Source organism: uncultured Xanthomonas sp., assembly GCF_964278005.1.
In the GTDB taxonomy this organism is placed as follows: Bacteria; Pseudomonadota; Gammaproteobacteria; order Xanthomonadales; family Xanthomonadaceae; genus Xanthomonas_A; species Xanthomonas_A sontii.
This window is the reverse complement of the sequence record NZ_CAXYKF010000015.1, coordinates 229,732-244,262: the sequence shown is the minus strand read 5'-3', so window position 1 is coordinate 244,262 and position 14,531 is coordinate 229,732. Positions and strand designations below refer to the sequence as shown.

The window sequence follows — 14,531 nt, the reverse complement described above, 5'->3', positions numbered from 1 at the left end:
CAATGCCGCCGATGCCCGATACGCTCCCGCACCCCGTCAGCCACAGCGTGGAGATCAAGCACAGCCGCTTCGTTGCCCACGCCGCGCCGATCGCCGACGCCGGCGCAGCGCTGGCATTCGTGCAGCAGGTGATGGTGGCCGACGCCACCCACAATTGCTGGGCCTACCGCCACGGCGACGAATACCGTTCCAGCGACGACGGCGAGCCCGCCGGCACCGCCGGCCGGCCGATCCTGGCCGCGATCGACGGCCAGGGCTTCGACCGCGTGGTGGTGGTGGTCACGCGCTGGTACGGCGGCATCAAGCTCGGCGCCGGCGGTCTGGTCCGCGCCTATGGCGGCAGTGCGGCCGAATGCCTGCGCCTGGCGCCGCGGCAACCGTTGCTGGCCTTGAGCCTGCTGACCCTGCACTGCGGCTTCGACGACCTGGGCGCGGTGCATGCCGCGCTGAGCGCCTGCGCCGCGGAAAAACTCGATGAACGCTTCGACGCCGGCGGCGCCGAACTGCGCCTGCGCCTGCCCCGCGATCGCGTCGACGCCTTGAAAACCCGCCTGCGCGACGCCACTCGCAATCGGGTCCGCTGTTCGGAACCCGCCCCCGCATGAACACCCCGTCGGCCGACCAGGCCAAGTCGCTGCGCAGACTCGGCAGCCTGCGCACCCTGTGGCCGTTCGTGTGTCGCCGGCGCGGCCTGCTGATCGCCTGGCTGGTGGCGCTGGCGATCTCCTCCAGCGCCACGCTGAGCCTGCCGGTCGCGGTACGGCAGATGATCGACCACGGCTTCAGCGACAGCAGCCGCATCAATCAGTCGTTCGCCCTGCTGTTCGCAGTCGCGCTGGTGCTGGCGGTGGCGACCGCCACGCGCTTCTACTTCGTGTCGCTGCTCGGCGAGAAAGTCGTCGCCGACCTGCGCGAGCGCCTGTACACGCACCTGATCGGCCTGCACGCCGGCTTCCACGACCGCAACCGCAGCGGCGAACTGGTCTCGCGCCTGTCGGCCGACAGCGAACTGCTGCGCGGGGTCATCGGCAGCACCATGTCGGTGGCGCTGCGCAGCACGGTCACCGCGGTCGGCAGCGTGGTGATGCTGTGTGTGACCAGCCCGCACCTGGCCGCCTACACCCTGCTCGGCATCCCGCTGGCGGTGCTGCCGATCGTGCTCGGCGCGCGGCGCCTGCAGAAGATCTCGCGCGCCAGCCAGGACCGCGTCGCCGACGCCAACACCCTGGCCGCCGAGACCCTGGGCGCGGTGCGCACGGTGCAGGCCTACGCGCGCGAAGGCTACGAACGCGGCCGCTTCGGCGAGGCGCTGGCGCAGACCGTGGCGGTGGCGCGGCGCCGGGTCGGTGCACAGGCATTGATCACCGCCGCGGCCATCGTGCTGATCTTCGGCGCCATCGTGCTGGTGCTGTGGTCGGGCGCACACGAGGTCGCCGCCGGCGAATTGAGCGCCGGCGCGCTCGGCCAGTTCGTGCTGTATGCGATGTTCGGTGGCGGCTCGGTGGCTTCGCTGGCCGAGGTCTGGAACGACCTGCAGCGCGCGGCCGGCGGCATGGGCCGCATCGCCGAACTGTTCCAGGAACGCCCCGACATCGTTGCGCCGGCACAGCCACGCGCGCTGCCGCAGCCGCTGCGCGGCGAGGTGCGTTTCGACAACGTCAGCTTCCGCTACCCGCAGCGACCCGATCACCCGGCGCTGGATGGCTTCGATCTGCACGTGCGGCCCGGCGAGAGCGTGGCCCTGGTCGGCCCCTCCGGCGCCGGCAAGAGCACCGTGCTGGCGCTGTTGATGCGCTTCCACGATCCGCAATCGGGCAGCGTGCAGGTGGACGGCCTGGACCTGCGCACGCTGGATCCGTCGCAACTGCGCGCGGCCATCGGCTTGGTGCCGCAGCACCCCACCCTGTTCGCCGCCAGCGCCGCCGACAACATCCGCTACGGCCGGCTCGAGGCCAGCGAGGCCGAGGTCGAGGCCGCCGCGCGCTCGGCCGAAGCCGACGCGTTCCTGCGGCAATTGCCGGAGGGCTATGCCAGCGAACTGGGCGAACGTGGCGCGCGCCTGTCCGGCGGCCAGCAGCAGCGCATCGCCATCGCCCGCGCCCTGCTCAAGGACGCGCCGATCCTGTTGCTGGACGAGGCCACCAGCGCCCTGGACGCGCAGAGCGAACACGCCGTGCAGCAAGCGCTGGAGCGGCTGATGGCCGGACGCACCACCCTGGTGATCGCGCACCGCCTGGCCACCGTGCTGAAGGCCGACCGCATCGTGGTGATGGACCATGGCCGCATCGTCGCCCAGGGCACCCACGCCGAGCTGCTGGCGCAGGACGGGCTGTACGCCGAACTCGCTCGCCTTCAATTCATCGACTGAGCACGCCGCGCTAACGGCGGCGGGACTACGGTCGAGCCGCGTCTGCGCTGCGGCCGCGCGCCCGCGGCCGCCGCTCCGGCGTCCCGCATTCGATGCAGCGTTCGACAGGAGGCTTCCGATGTCCTTTCGCCAATTGCCCGCCCTCGGTCCCGACGGCGAGGCCTATCTGATCACCGAGTTCCAGGACGATGCGCCGCGCCAGCAGCAGGCGCAGCACGACCCGCACGCCGACAGCGGACTGCGCTACGAACTGGCCGACGGCCGCAAGCTGATCCGCCGCGGCCAGCAGTTCGTCACCACCGGCGGCGAGTTGACCCTGACCGCGGTCTAGCGTCGCCACCACGCTGTGCCGCCATGCCCCGTCATCGCCACTGGCGTTCGGGGTGCTGGCGGCAAGCTGGTGAATTTTTCGCCACACGGCTTGACAGGCTTGCGCAGCAAGGCGCGCCGAGGGTTATCCACATGTTTGCGCAGTGACGATCCACATGCGCTGTGGATGAATCCAGAGGTGGGCGTCGTGCGTCCATGTGTTCTGGAGCGCAGCTGAAGCCGCGAGGAGCGAAGCGGTGCGCGTTCCGATGGCGCACCGCGTCGGGATTGAAGTCCCTCCCACAGTGCCCCAGCCAACTCGCCGCAAGTTCCTGCAGGAGCGGCTTCAGCCACGACGGCGTGCTGTGCAATTCACCCCGCCAGCACCCGCCCGATCCCACTGGCATCGATCTCTGCCGCCGCGCCACGCACCGCCCCCGCATCGCTGGCCGGATCGAAGCCGAGCCGAAAATGCAGCTCGCCCGCCTGCGTGCGCGAGGAGTGGATCGAAGCGAGATTCACCCCATGGCGCTCGAACACGTGCAGCAGCGCGCGCAAGGAGCCGGCGCGGTCTTCCGGCAAGTACACGCTGAGCGTGGCCTGCTCGGTCAGATCGGCGAGCAAGTACCCCACCCGTTCGTAGCTGTAGTTGCCCTGCGCGATCACCGCCTCGCCCAGCGCCTGCCGGTTGGCGTCGAGAAACTCGGCACGAAACTGCGCGCGCGCCGCATCATCGCCACGGCCGACCTGATCGCGCAGCCGCGACAGCTGCGCGATCAGCCCGTCCAGCACATCGCCGACATGCGGATTGCCGAACTGGATGTCTTCGTAGATGGCCGGATTCAAGGCCAGGATGCGCGCGATGATCGCGGTATCCAGTTCGAACGAGGCCGAGCGGTACGGCAGCAGCGCCTGCAACGGCCCCAGCGCCGGCGCATGCTCGCGCAGCACGCCGGCCTGGGCCAGATGCGTGGCGTGGACCATCGCCTGCACCAGCGCCATCACCCGGTCGTGGTGCTCGGGCGTGGTGCGCACGCACTCGCCTTCCAGCGCCGCGTACAGCTGCTGCAGCCAAGGCTGCCACTGCGCCACCCGCGCCTCGCAGACCACCAGCACGCGGCCCTTGAGCGTGGGCGACTTCGGCGGCGCGGTCATCGGATGCAGGCCGGCCACTTCCGCCTGCGAGGCCAGCATCGCCGCCACCGGCGCGGCCTTGACCGAGGTGACGTCCAGCCACAGCTGGTCGCGCTCGCGGCCGCCGGCGCGCTGCACGTACTCGCCGATCAACGCCGGCGTGTGCCGGATCGGCGCGGAGAAGATCAGCACCTGCGCCTGCTGCAGCAGCGCCTCCGGCGCCAGCGACTGCGGGTCGGTCGGATCGCGGCCGATCACCTGCAACTGCATGCGCTCGCGGAAGAAGCGGCTCAGCCAGCGACCATAGGCGCCGGCACTGCCGACGATGCCGACGACCGGGCGCAGGCTCACGCCAGGCGCTCGGCGACGAAGCGCAGCGGCGTGGCCAGCGCAGCCGGCGCCGCCGCCAGCACGTCCAGTTCTTCCACGTCCGCGGCCAGGGTCGCCTCCAGCGCCGCATGCACGCCGGCGATGGCGCGGCCGATCGCCGCCTCGAAGCTGTCGCCGCGCAACAGGAACGCCACCAGCAGCGCCATCAACACATCGCCGGTGCCGGCGACATCCACCGGCAGCAATGGCGAGCACCAGCGGTAGACCGCCTCGCGGCTCACCGCCAGCGTGACCAATTGCCCGGCATCGCCGCCGACGCTATGCGCAAGCACCCATTCCGGCCCGCGCGCCAGCAACACGCGTGCCGCGGCGATCGCCTCGTCCTGCGCCAGTGCCGGCATGCCGGTCAGGCGGCCGAGTTCGAACGCATTCGGCGTCACCAGCCATGCGTGCGGCAACAGGCGCTCGGCGAAGATCGCTTCCAGGCCCGGCTCCACGTAGGGGCCGGTATGCGTATCGCCGATCACCGGGTCCAGGCAGTAGCGCAGCGTCGGGCACTGCGGCAGGGTGGCGTCGAGCCAGTCGGCGAAGGCGGCGCCATTGCCGACGCTGCCGAAGTAGCCGGACACCAGCATGCGCGCGCGTTGCGGCAGGCCGCGTTCGCTGGCGCCGAGCAGCAGATCGGCGAACCAGTCCGACGGCAGCACCTTGCCGCGCAAGGTCGCATAGAACGGCGCATTGCTCAGCAGGGTGGTCGGGATCTCGGCCACGCGCATGCCCAGCGCGCGCAACGGCGGCACCGCCGCGCTATTGCCGGCATGGCCGTAGACCAGTTGCGACTGCACGGAAATGACGTCGACCGGCACCGGCCCGTCGGGGCGCTGGCGGCGACCATGGATGAGATGACTTGCAGCGGAGCTGTCGGCGGAAGCGTTCATCGCCGTAGTGTAGCGCCGGCGCAAGAGCGCCAAGAGGCGCGTGCATGCGCCGTGTTGCGGGGGCTTTCAGCAACAACGGCCTCAGCTGCGACGCTCCGACGAGAAAGCGTCGCGGCTGAAGCCGCTCCTGCAACAGGGGCCAGGATGCGGGAGAAGTCCAAACAACATCCGGAATCAAGAATTTCTATTTCTCACTCCGCTCAGCGGCGAAGCATTCCACTTGTAGGAGCGGCTTCAGCCGCGACGCTTTAACGGTAAAGCGTCGGGGCTGAAGCCCCTCCCACAAAAGCACTGCGGGAAACAACACCGGGACCATCACGAATCCCGGCTCTCAACAGCCGCAGGCTGGTCATCACCAATCCCGAATCCCGGCTTCCGACAGCCGCAGGCTGGTCATCCCTAATCCCGAATCCCTAATCCCGGCTCACCTCACGACGTCATCCGGTCCCAGAACCCCTTCACCCCATCGATGAAGGTCGCCGACTTCGGCGAATGCTTGCGCGCGTCCTCGCCGGTGAAGGTGGACTCGAACTGCTCCAGCAGCTTGCGCTGGTCGGCGGTGAGATTGATCGGCGTCTCCACCACCACCCGGCAGTACAGGTCGCCTTCGCTGCGGCTGCGCACCGAGCGCACGCCCTTGCCGCGCAGGCGGAACAGCTTGCCGGTCTGGGTCTCGGCCGGAATGCGGATCTCCGCCTCGCCGCCGAGGGTGGCCACGCGCACGGTGTCGCCCAGCGCCGCCTGCGAGATGCGGATCGGCACCTCGCAGTGCAGGTCGTCGCCGTCGCGCTGGAAGATCGGGTGCTCGCGCACGCGCACTTCCACGTACAGATCGCCCGGCGGAGTGCCGGCCGGACCGGCCTCGCCCTCGCCCGACAGGCGGATGCGATCGCCGTTGTCGACGCCGGCGGGAATCTTCACCGACAGCACCTTGGTCTCTTCCACGCGCCCGGCGCCATGGCACACGCCGCACGGGTTCTGCACGATCTGGCCGCGACCGGCGCACTGCGGGCAGGTCTGCTGCATGGCGAAGATGCCACGCTGGATGCGCACCTGACCGCGCCCGTGGCAGGTGCCACAGGTCTCGACCTTGCCGTCCTCCGAGCCGCTGCCGTGGCAGTGCTCGCATTCGCTCAGGGTCGGAATCTCGATGCGGCGCTCGATGCCGGCCACCGCTTCTTCCAGGTCCAGCTCCAGCACGTAGCCGATGTCGGCGCCACGCCGTGGCGCACGCCCGCCACCGCCGGCGCCACCGAAGATGTTGCCGAAAATGTCGCCGAAGATATCGCCCATGTCCGGGCCGCCAGGGCCCCCACCCATCCCGCCCATGCCGTGCTCGAACGCGGCGTGGCCGTGCGCGTCGTACATGCGCCGGCGGTTGCCGTCGGACAGCACCTCATAGGCTTCCTTGCATTCCTTGAACGCGGCCTCGGCGGCTTGGTCGCCGGGATTGCGGTCCGGGTGGTACTTCATCGCGCAACGGCGATAGGCCTTCTTCAGCTCGTCGTCGCTGGCGGTGCGGGCCACACCCAGCACTTCGTAATAGTCGCGTTTGCTCATGGCTGGGAATCGGCGATGGGGAATGGAGAATGGTTCAAAACGGGCATCCTGTAGCGATCGGTCATAGCGGCGATGAAACCGGGAACCTTAAAACGGCGAAGGAGCGGAGCCTGAGCACCGCTCCTTCGAAAACCGATTCCTTAAGGCTGGATCACGCCTTCTTGTCGTCCTTGACCTCGGTGAACTCGGCGTCGACCACGTCGTCGGCGTGGGCCGAGGACGCATGCGCGCCGCCGGCGTTGCCGCCCGGCTGCTGCTCGCCCGCCGCCGCGGCCGCGTACAGCGACTGACCGGCCTCTTCCAGCGCCTTGGTCTTGGCCTCGATCTGACCCTTGTCGTCGCCCTTCATCGCGGTTTCCAGGTCCGCCAGCGCCGACTCGACCTTGCCGATCACGTCGCCGCCGACCTTGCTGCCGTGCTCGGTGATCGCGCTGCGGGTGGCGTGGATCAGACCGTCGGCCTGGTTGCGCGCCTGCACCAGCTCGTGGAACTTCTTGTCTTCCTCGCGGTTGGCTTCCGCGTCGGCGACCATCCGCTGGATCTCGTCGTCCGACAGACCGGAGCCGGCCTTGATCTCGACCTTCTGTTCCTTGTTGGTCTTCTTGTCCTTGGCCGACACGTGCAGGATGCCGTTGGCGTCGATGTCGAAGGACACTTCCACCTGCGGCAGGCCGCGCGGCGCCGGCTCGATGCCGGACAGGTCGAACTTGGCCAGCGACTTGTTGTAGCGGGCCTGCTCGCGCTCGCCCTGCAGCACGTGAACGGTCACCGCCGACTGGTTGTCCTCGGCGGTGGAGAACACCTGCGAGGCCTTGGTCGGGATGGTGGTGTTCTTCTCGATGATCTTGGTGAACACGCCGCCCAGGGTCTCGATGCCCAGGCTCAGCGGGGTCACGTCGAGCAGCAGCACGTCCTTGACGTCGCCGGCCAGCACGCCGCCCTGGATCGCCGCGCCCAGCGCCACGGCCTCGTCGGGGTTGACGTCCTTGCGCGGCTCCTTGCCGAAGAACTCGGCCACCGCCTGCTGCACCTTCGGCATGCGGGTCTGGCCACCGACCAGGATCACCTCGGTGATGTCGCTGGCGCGCAGGCCGGCGTCGTTCAGCGCGGTGCGGCACGGATCGATGGTGCGCTTGACCAGGTCCTCCACCAGCGCCTCGAGCTTGGCCCGGGTCAGCTTGATGTTGAGGTGCTTCGGGCCCGACGCGTCGGCGGTGACGTACGGCAGGTTGACTTCGGTCTGCTGCGAGGACGACAACTCGATCTTGGCGCGCTCGGCGGCGTCCTTCAGGCGCTGCAGCGCCAGCGGATCCTTGCGCAGGTCGATGCCCTGGTCCTTGTTGAACTCTTCCACCAGGTAGTCGATGACGCGCTTGTCGAAGTCTTCGCCGCCCAGGAAGGTGTCGCCGTTGGTGGCCAGCACTTCGAACTGCTTCTCGCCGTCGACGTTGGCGATCTCGATGATCGACACGTCGAAGGTGCCGCCGCCCAGGTCGTACACCGCGATCTTGCGGTCGCCGCCCTGGCCCTTGTCCAGGCCGTAGGCCAGCGCGGCCGCGGTCGGCTCGTTGATGATGCGCTTGACGTCCAGGCCGGCGATGCGGCCGGCGTCCTTGGTCGCCTGGCGCTGGCTGTCGTTGAAGTACGCCGGCACGGTGATGACCGCCTCGGTGACGGTCTCGCCCAGGAACGCCTCGGCGGTCTTCTTCATCTTCTCCAGCACCTGCGCGGAGATTTCCTGCGAGGCCAGCTTGCGCCCGTCGGCGGTGGCCACCCAGGCGTCGCCGTTGTCGTGCTGGACGATGCTGTACGGCACCAGGCCGATGTCCTTCTGCACTTCGGCGTCGGTGAACTTGCGGCCGATCAGGCGCTTGACCGCGTAGAAGGTGTTCTTGGGGTTGGTGACGGCCTGGCGCTTGGCCGAGGCGCCCACCAGCACTTCGCCGTCCTTGGTGTAGGCGACGATCGAAGGCGTGGTGCGGTCACCCTCGGAATTCTCGATGACGCGGGCCTTGCCGCCGTCCATGATCGCCACGCACGAATTGGTCGTGCCCAGGTCGATGCCGATGATCTTGCCCATTGCAATGACTCCTGAAAGGTCGTGTAGCCGGCCAGTGCCGGGATCTGGTTCGGATATAGGGATGGCTGCAGGTCATTCAAGCCATCGCCGCAAATTAGCGTTCCACCGCCGCCGCGCCGGGTTCAGGCGCGGGCGGCCGGCGCGCTCAGTCGTGCTTGGCCACCACCACCAGAGCGGGCCGCAGCAGGCGGTCGTTGAGCAGGTAGCCCTTCTGGAACACCTGGATCACATGACCCGGGGCCACGCCCTCGGCCTCGGCCTGGCTGATCGCCTGGTGATGCTCGGGGTTGAACGGCTCGCCGGTCGGGTCGAGCAGGGTCAGGCCGTTGTCGGCGGCGACCTTGAGCAACTGCTTGTAGGTCAGTTCCAGGCCGTCGCGCAGCGGGCTGGGCTCGCTGCCGGCAGCGGTCAGCCCCGCGTCCAGACTGTCGAACACCGGCAGCAGGTCGCCGAGCAGGCGCTCGTTGGCGAACTTGCGCGCCTGCTCCACGTCGCGGGCGATGCGCTTGCGCTGGTTCTCCAGGTCGGCGCGCTCGCGCAGGGCGTCGGCCTTGACCAGGGCCAGTTCGCTGCGCAGCGTCTCGATCTCCGCCTGCAGCGGATCGGTCGAGGGCTGCTGCGCCTCGGTCAGGTGTTCGGAATCGAATTCGGGGTGCTCTTGCGTCATGTCCGGGTCCCTGGCGGGGTACGTCCCGCCTTACCGGACCACCTATGTGGGCGGTGCGGGCGGATTCAAGTGAATCCGGGATGATCAGCCATTCGGCTGCTGAAAAGCCGGGGAGTCGGGATTGGGGATTCGCCTGGTACGGCGGGACGGTCGGCTGGCGGAGGGCGCTGCGGGCGGCGCCCTGCGCGTGGCTCAGCGGTCGCCGGGCGGGGATGGGTCCAGGCGGGCGCCGAGGACGTCGGCGGCGGTCTGGACCAGGGGGATGACCCGGTCGTAGTCCATGCGCTTGGGGCCGATCACGCCCAGCACGCCCAGCACCTGGCCGCCGGCCATGTACGGGGCGGTCACCAGCGACACGCTCTCCAGCGGCACCATGCCGGTTTCCTCGCCAATGAAGATGCGCACGCCGGGCGCGCGGATGGTGCGTTCGAGCAGTTGCAGGAGTTCGCGCTTGCTGGCGAAGACCTCGAACAACTCGCGCAGCCGCTCCAGGTCCGACAGGTCCTGCACGCCCATCAACTTGGTCTGCCCGGCCAGCACCATGTCGTCGCCGGCCGGGGCCAGCGCCTGCTCGGCCAGTTCGACGCTGTGCGCCAGCAGCTGCTCCATCTCGTCGCGCGCGTGGCGCAGGTCGCGCAGCAGGCTGGCGCGGATGTCGGCCAGGGCGCGCCCGGCGAAATGCCGGTTCAGATAGTTGGCCACCCGCTCCAGTTCGGCCGGCTCGTAGGCCTTGCGCGGCTCGATGACCCGGTTCTGCACCTCGTTGTCGGCGAACACCAGGATCGCCAGCACCCGCCGCGCGTCCAGCGGCACGAAGTCGATGTGCCGGAACGCGAACTGCTCGCGCTTGGGCGCGCTGACCACGCCGACGAAGTGGGTCATCGCCGACAGCAGCTCCGAAGCGCTGCCGAGCAAGGCCTGGGTGCCGGCGGCATTGGCCATCTCCGCGCGCAGCCGTGCCACCTCGCCTTCGGCCGGCGGGCGCATCTGCACCAGGCTGTCGACGAACACCCGGTAGCCGGTGGCGGTGGGCACGCGCCCGGCCGAGGTGTGCGGCGAGCTGAGCAGCCCGGCGTCCTCCAGGTCGGCCAGGATGTTGCGGATCGTCGCCGGGCTCACGTCCAGCCCGGCATGCCGGGCCAGGGTCTGCGAGCCGACCGGCTCGCCGTCGCGGATATAGCGCGAGATCAGCGTGCGCAGCAGCTGCCGGGCACGCGGATCGAGGCTGGAATGGACCGGGGAAGCGCGCATGGAATCAACCCGTGAGACTGGTCCTTAGATAATGTCTGCACGCCGGCTTGGCAAGTCATTGGCCCACCTACCCGCGCATGCTAGCGTTGCGCGGCTCCGGATGCAGACCCCATGCTCAGACATCTCTCGATCAAGGATTTCGCCGTCGTACGCGGCACCGAACTGGAATTCGGCCCCGGCATGACCGTGGTGTCCGGCGAAACCGGCGCCGGCAAGTCGCTGATGGTGGACGCGCTCGGCTTCCTGTCCGGGCTGCGCGCCGACAGCGGCGTGGTCCGCCACGGCGCCGACCGCGCCGAACTGTCGGCCGAGTTCGTCGCCCCCGCCCAGGCCCGCGCCTGGCTGCGCGAGAACGAACTCGACGACGACGAACACTGCCAGCTGCGCCGGGTGATCCGCGCCGACGGCGGCTCCCGCGCCTGGATCAACGGCCGCCCGGTGACCCTGTCGCAACTGGCCGAGCTGGCCGGCCACCTGGTCGAGATCCATGGCCAGCACGAACACCAGGCCCTGCTCTCGCGCGGCAGCCAGCTCGGCCTGCTCGACGCCTACGCCCGCAACGAGGCCGAGCGGGCCGCGGTGCGCGCCGCCGCCGCCCGCTGGCAGGGCCTGCTCAGCGAGCGCGAGACCCTGCTGGCGCAGGGCGACGTCAGCGACCGCATCGGTTTCCTGCAGCACCAGCTGGCCGAGCTGCAGCGCGAGGACCTGGATCCGGCGGCGATCGCCGCCCTGGACGCCAACCACCGTCGCCAGGCCCATGCCGCCGCGCTGATCGGCGCCTGCGAAGGCGCGGCGCAGCGGCTCAACGGCGACGAGGCGCCGGCGGTGCTGGACCTGCTGCAGCAGACCCGCCACGAACTCGGCAAGGTCGGCGAGTACGACCCGCGCCTGGCCGAGGTGCAGGCGCTGATCGACAGCGCCGGCATCCAGCTGGAGGAAGCGCTGGCGCTGATCGACCGGGTCCGCGACGACCTGGATGCCGACCCGGCGCAGTTCGACGAGATGGAACGCAAGCTCGGCCGCCTGCACGACCTGGCGCGCAAGCACCGGATCGGCGTGGACGCGCTGGCCGACCACCGCGACGCCCTGCTGGCCGAAGTGGAGAGCCTGCGCGGCGCCGGCGAGCGGCTGGACGTGCTCGACGCCGAGATCGCCCAGGCCACCCAGGCCTGGCGCGGCGCCGCGGCCGCCCTGACCGCCACCCGCGACCGCGGAGCGCAGGCGCTCTCGCACGACACCACCGCGCTGATCGGCGAACTGGGCATGGGCGGCGGGCGCTTCCTGATCCAGCTCGAGCCGCACGACACCGAACGGCCGGACCCGGCCGGCGCCGAGCGGGTCGAGTTCCTGGTCGCCGCCAACGCCGGGCAGCCGCCGCGCGCCCTGCGCAAGGTCGCCTCCGGCGGCGAACTGTCGCGCATCTCGCTGGCGATCGAGGTCGCCGCGCTGGGCCTGGACGCGGTCCCGACCATGGTCTTCGACGAAGTGGACTCGGGCATCGGCGGCGCCGTCGCCGACATCGTCGGCAAGAAGCTGCGCGCGCTCGGCGAGCAGCGCCAGGTGCTGTGCGTGACCCACCTGCCGCAGGTCGCCGCCCAGGGCCACGCCCACTACCGGGTCAGCAAGGCGCCGGTCGAAGGCATGACCCAGAGCTCGGTGGAACTGCTGGCCCCGCGCCAGCGCGAGGAAGAACTGGCACGGATGCTGGGCGGGGTCGAGGTCAGCAAGGAAGCCCGCGCCGCGGCCAAGCGGCTGCTGCTCAGCGCGGGCTGAGTGGCTGGCGATCGGGCAGCGCCTGGCAGTGCAGCCCTGCTCAGGCGCCACAGGTCACTGAAAGCATCAAATGCCCCTCTCCCACCGGGAGAGGGGTTGGGGTGAGGGTTCGGCGCAGAGCGACCAGCTGACGTGATCCACGCGGCAACACCCGGCCCCTCATCCGCGCCCCTGCGGGGCATCTCCTCCAGGCAGGAGAAGGGAGACGCCTTAGCCCCTCTCCCACCGGGAGAGGGGTTAGGGTGAGGGGCCGGCGCGGAGCGACCCGCTGACATGATCCGCGCGGTGACACCCGCACCCTCATCCGCCCCTGCGGGGCACCTTCTCCCGACGGGAGAAGGGAGAAGCCCTAGCCCCTCTCCCACCGGGAGAGGGGTTGGGGTGAGGGTACGTGGCGAAGCCCCAGCGCATCTGGCGCACAGGAAGGGGCGACACGCTAACCGGGTTCGCCCGGCCGCAGAACTCAACCCTTCTTGCCGCTCGGCCGCTTGCTGCGCACGTACAGCACCAGCGAGTGCTCTTCCAGTTCGTAGCCGTGATCGGCGGCGATCTTGCGCTGCAATTCCTCGATCTCCGCGCTTTCGAACTCGATGATCTTGCCGGTATCCACGTCCACCATGTGGTCGTGGTGGCCGCCGCGGTCCAGCTCATACACCGCCTGGCCGCCCTCGAAGTTGTGCTTGAGCACCAGCCCGGCCGCCTCGAACTGCGTCAGCACCCGGTACACGGTGGCCAGACCGATCTCGTCGCCGTGGTCCAGCAACTGCCGGTAGATCTCCTCGGCGGTCATGTGGTGCCGCGCCGACTTCTGCTCCAGCAGCTCGAGGATGCGCATCCGGGGGTGCGTGACCTTCAGGCCGACTTTGCGCAGATCGTGGGATTCCATGGCGTCTCCGTTCATAGCTGGTTTATCGCCAGCTGCCTGGGAATGGGTCGCGGCGGTCGCCGGGAGTGTATCATTGACGTGATTTCATTCAGCCCTGTCCCCGATGCGCAATCTCCTGCTGGTCGCCGCTGTTGCCCTGTCCACCGCTGGCTGCGGCATCATTTACAAGCAGCCCATCTACCAGGGCAATCTGATCAAGCCGTCGGCCGTCGAACAGCTGAAGGTCGGACAGAGCAAGCAGCAGGTCAGCGCGCTGCTGGGCAGCCCCTCGATCCCGGATCCGTTCCATGCGCAGCGCTGGGACTACACCTCCACCGAGCGTGTCGATCGCGTGGGCCGTACCGAGATCAAGAACTTCGTCGTGTTCTTCGACAACGACATGGTCACCCGCTGGGAAGGCGACTACTTCCCGGACCAGGACGAAGAGCTGGCCAAGAACAGCGTGCGCCAGTTCGGCCGCAACCTGGCCAAGGACAAGAAGAAGCAGCGCCGCGGCGAATGAGCCGGCGGCCGCGTCGCGCCCCGCCGCTCAGCGCGGCTTGGCGCGGCGTCGCCTGGCGTCCTTCGGGTCGATCAGCAACGGCCTGAGCAGTTCCACCCGGTCGCCGTCCTGCAACAGCCGCGTCGGCGCGGCGACTTCGCCGTAGACCGCGCATGGCATGCCGGGCGTCGCTTCGGGCAACGCGGCGGCGGCCAGCGCATCGGCGACGGTCGCGCCTTCCGGCAGATCCAGCCGCTGCGACACGAAGCGCTCCGGCCAAGCCAGCACCACCTCGATCTGCATGGCGGCTAGGCCTGTTCCCGGTCGGCCACGCGCACGAAGTCGTTGACCATGCGGTCGGCCAGGCTCTGGAAGCCCAGCGCCAGCGCCGGCCCCAGCAGGCGCGAGGCGGGTTCGAAGTCGAGCATCAGGCTGACCTTGCTGGCGTGCTCGTTGAAGCCCTGGAAGGTCCACTGCCCCTGCAGGCGCTTGAACGGACCGTCGCGCAGCTGCATATCGATGCGATCCGGGCGCTGCAGGCTGTTCTCGGTGGTGAACCAGGTGCGGAACGAACCCAGACCCAGGTCCAGCCGCGCGACCAGGACGCGGTCGTTCTGCTCGAGGATATGCGCCGCATCGCACCAGGCGAACCGGCGCGGATAGGCGGCGACGTCGTTGACCAGATCGAACATGCGCGTTGCGGCGTGTTCGACCAGAGCGCTGCGGCGGATGATAGGCATTCGGGACGGAAGTG

14 protein-coding genes are annotated in these 14,531 nt (G+C 69.4%); 5 read left to right on the top strand and 9 right to left on the bottom strand.

Annotated elements, in window-relative coordinates:
- Window positions 1-11: 11 nt before the first annotated feature.
- The 3 genes from ACHWVH_RS09570 (at window position 12) to ACHWVH_RS09560 (ending at window position 2,699) form a co-directional block, all read left to right on the top strand.
- Entirely contained in the window at window positions 12-605 is a 594-nt protein-coding gene (locus ACHWVH_RS09570) for a YigZ family protein (protein ID WP_017913577.1), read from the top strand.
- The gene (locus ACHWVH_RS09565) at window positions 602-2,368 is read left to right on the top strand and encodes an ABC transporter transmembrane domain-containing protein (RefSeq protein WP_394687045.1); all 1,767 of its coding nucleotides are present in this window, start codon (window positions 602-604) and stop codon (window positions 2,366-2,368) included. The genes ACHWVH_RS09570 and ACHWVH_RS09565 overlap by 4 nt, the downstream gene beginning before the upstream one ends.
- Before the next feature lie 118 nt (window positions 2,369-2,486).
- On the top strand, window positions 2,487-2,699 hold the full coding sequence (locus ACHWVH_RS09560) for a hypothetical protein (RefSeq protein WP_010344257.1): 213 nt from the start codon (window positions 2,487-2,489) through the stop codon (window positions 2,697-2,699).
- Window positions 2,700-3,049: 350 nt separating this feature from the next.
- On the opposite strand, the gene ACHWVH_RS09555 is transcribed toward ACHWVH_RS09560, so the two are convergent.
- The 6 genes from ACHWVH_RS09555 to hrcA form a co-directional block, all read right to left on the bottom strand.
- Window positions 3,050-4,162, bottom strand: coding sequence for a prephenate dehydrogenase (locus ACHWVH_RS09555; RefSeq protein ID WP_394687044.1), 1,113 nt, complete (start codon window positions 4,160-4,162; stop codon window positions 3,050-3,052).
- Window positions 4,159-5,079 (bottom strand): pyridoxal kinase, encoded by a 921-nt coding sequence (gene pdxY, locus ACHWVH_RS09550; RefSeq protein ID WP_295928623.1) that lies wholly within the window; start codon window positions 5,077-5,079, stop codon window positions 4,159-4,161. The genes ACHWVH_RS09555 and pdxY overlap by 4 nt, the downstream gene beginning before the upstream one ends.
- Before the next feature lie 429 nt (window positions 5,080-5,508).
- The gene (gene dnaJ / locus ACHWVH_RS09545) at window positions 5,509-6,639 is read right to left on the bottom strand and encodes a molecular chaperone DnaJ (protein WP_017908540.1); all 1,131 of its coding nucleotides are present in this window, start codon (window positions 6,637-6,639) and stop codon (window positions 5,509-5,511) included.
- 151 nt (window positions 6,640-6,790) lie between these two features.
- Window positions 6,791-8,719, bottom strand: a complete 1,929-nt coding sequence (dnaK, locus tag ACHWVH_RS09540) for a molecular chaperone DnaK (RefSeq protein ID WP_150411254.1) — start codon at window positions 8,717-8,719, stop codon at window positions 6,791-6,793.
- Between the two features lie 145 nt (window positions 8,720-8,864).
- The gene (grpE, locus tag ACHWVH_RS09535; RefSeq protein ID WP_017913573.1) at window positions 8,865-9,386 is read right to left on the bottom strand and encodes a nucleotide exchange factor GrpE; all 522 of its coding nucleotides are present in this window, start codon (window positions 9,384-9,386) and stop codon (window positions 8,865-8,867) included.
- A 192-nt stretch (window positions 9,387-9,578) separates the two neighbouring features.
- Window positions 9,579-10,637, bottom strand: coding sequence for a heat-inducible transcriptional repressor HrcA (gene hrcA / locus ACHWVH_RS09530; RefSeq protein ID WP_017908542.1), 1,059 nt, complete (start codon window positions 10,635-10,637; stop codon window positions 9,579-9,581).
- A gap of 111 nt (window positions 10,638-10,748) precedes the next feature.
- Between hrcA and recN the strand changes: the two genes are divergently transcribed.
- Window positions 10,749-12,410 (top strand): DNA repair protein RecN, encoded by a 1,662-nt coding sequence (gene recN, locus ACHWVH_RS09525; RefSeq protein ID WP_394687043.1) that lies wholly within the window; start codon window positions 10,749-10,751, stop codon window positions 12,408-12,410.
- Window positions 12,411-12,873: 463 nt separating this feature from the next.
- Here the strand turns inward: recN and fur are convergent, their stop codons facing one another.
- A complete protein-coding gene (fur, locus tag ACHWVH_RS09520; protein ID WP_026143876.1) occupies window positions 12,874-13,296 on the bottom strand; it encodes a ferric iron uptake transcriptional regulator in 423 nt (140 codons plus the stop codon).
- A gap of 103 nt (window positions 13,297-13,399) precedes the next feature.
- On the opposite strand from fur, the gene ACHWVH_RS09515 reads away from it, so the two are divergent.
- Window positions 13,400-13,798: an outer membrane protein assembly factor BamE gene (locus ACHWVH_RS09515; protein ID WP_017908545.1), complete on the top strand. Its 399-nt coding sequence runs from the start codon at window positions 13,400-13,402 to the stop codon at window positions 13,796-13,798.
- Window positions 13,799-13,825: 27 nt separating this feature from the next.
- On the opposite strand, the gene ACHWVH_RS09510 is transcribed toward ACHWVH_RS09515, so the two are convergent.
- A complete protein-coding gene (locus ACHWVH_RS09510) occupies window positions 13,826-14,080 on the bottom strand; it encodes an RnfH family protein (RefSeq protein ID WP_152235801.1) in 255 nt (84 codons plus the stop codon).
- A 5-nt stretch (window positions 14,081-14,085) separates the two neighbouring features.
- Window positions 14,086-14,517, bottom strand: coding sequence for a ubiquinone-binding protein (locus ACHWVH_RS09505; RefSeq protein ID WP_026144297.1), 432 nt, complete (start codon window positions 14,515-14,517; stop codon window positions 14,086-14,088).
- Window positions 14,518-14,531: the final 14 nt, after the last annotated feature.

What these genes read in the sequence shown, in the direction of transcription:
- ACHWVH_RS09570 (WP_017913577.1), top strand. Translation starts at nt 12, where the DNA reads ATGCCCGATACGCTCCCGCACCCCGTCAGCCACAGCGTGGAGATCAAG.
- ACHWVH_RS09565 (WP_394687045.1), top strand. Translation starts at nt 602, where the DNA reads ATGAACACCCCGTCGGCCGACCAGGCCAAGTCGCTGCGCAGACTCGGC.
- ACHWVH_RS09560 (WP_010344257.1), top strand. Translation starts at nt 2,487, where the DNA reads ATGTCCTTTCGCCAATTGCCCGCCCTCGGTCCCGACGGCGAGGCCTAT.
- pdxY (WP_295928623.1), bottom strand. Translation starts at nt 5,079, where the DNA reads ATGAACGCTTCCGCCGACAGCTCCGCTGCAAGTCATCTCATCCATGGT.
- dnaJ (WP_017908540.1), bottom strand. Translation starts at nt 6,639, where the DNA reads ATGAGCAAACGCGACTATTACGAAGTGCTGGGTGTGGCCCGCACCGCC.
- dnaK (WP_150411254.1), bottom strand. Translation starts at nt 8,719, where the DNA reads ATGGGCAAGATCATCGGCATCGACCTGGGCACGACCAATTCGTGCGTG.
- grpE (WP_017913573.1), bottom strand. Translation starts at nt 9,386, where the DNA reads ATGACGCAAGAGCACCCCGAATTCGATTCCGAACACCTGACCGAGGCG.
- hrcA (WP_017908542.1), bottom strand. Translation starts at nt 10,637, where the DNA reads ATGCGCGCTTCCCCGGTCCATTCCAGCCTCGATCCGCGTGCCCGGCAG.
- recN (WP_394687043.1), top strand. Translation starts at nt 10,749, where the DNA reads ATGCTCAGACATCTCTCGATCAAGGATTTCGCCGTCGTACGCGGCACC.
- fur (WP_026143876.1), bottom strand. Translation starts at nt 13,296, where the DNA reads ATGGAATCCCACGATCTGCGCAAAGTCGGCCTGAAGGTCACGCACCCC.
- ACHWVH_RS09515 (WP_017908545.1), top strand. Translation starts at nt 13,400, where the DNA reads ATGCGCAATCTCCTGCTGGTCGCCGCTGTTGCCCTGTCCACCGCTGGC.
- ACHWVH_RS09510 (WP_152235801.1), bottom strand. Translation starts at nt 14,080, where the DNA reads ATGCAGATCGAGGTGGTGCTGGCTTGGCCGGAGCGCTTCGTGTCGCAG.
- ACHWVH_RS09505 (WP_026144297.1), bottom strand. Translation starts at nt 14,517, where the DNA reads ATGCCTATCATCCGCCGCAGCGCTCTGGTCGAACACGCCGCAACGCGC.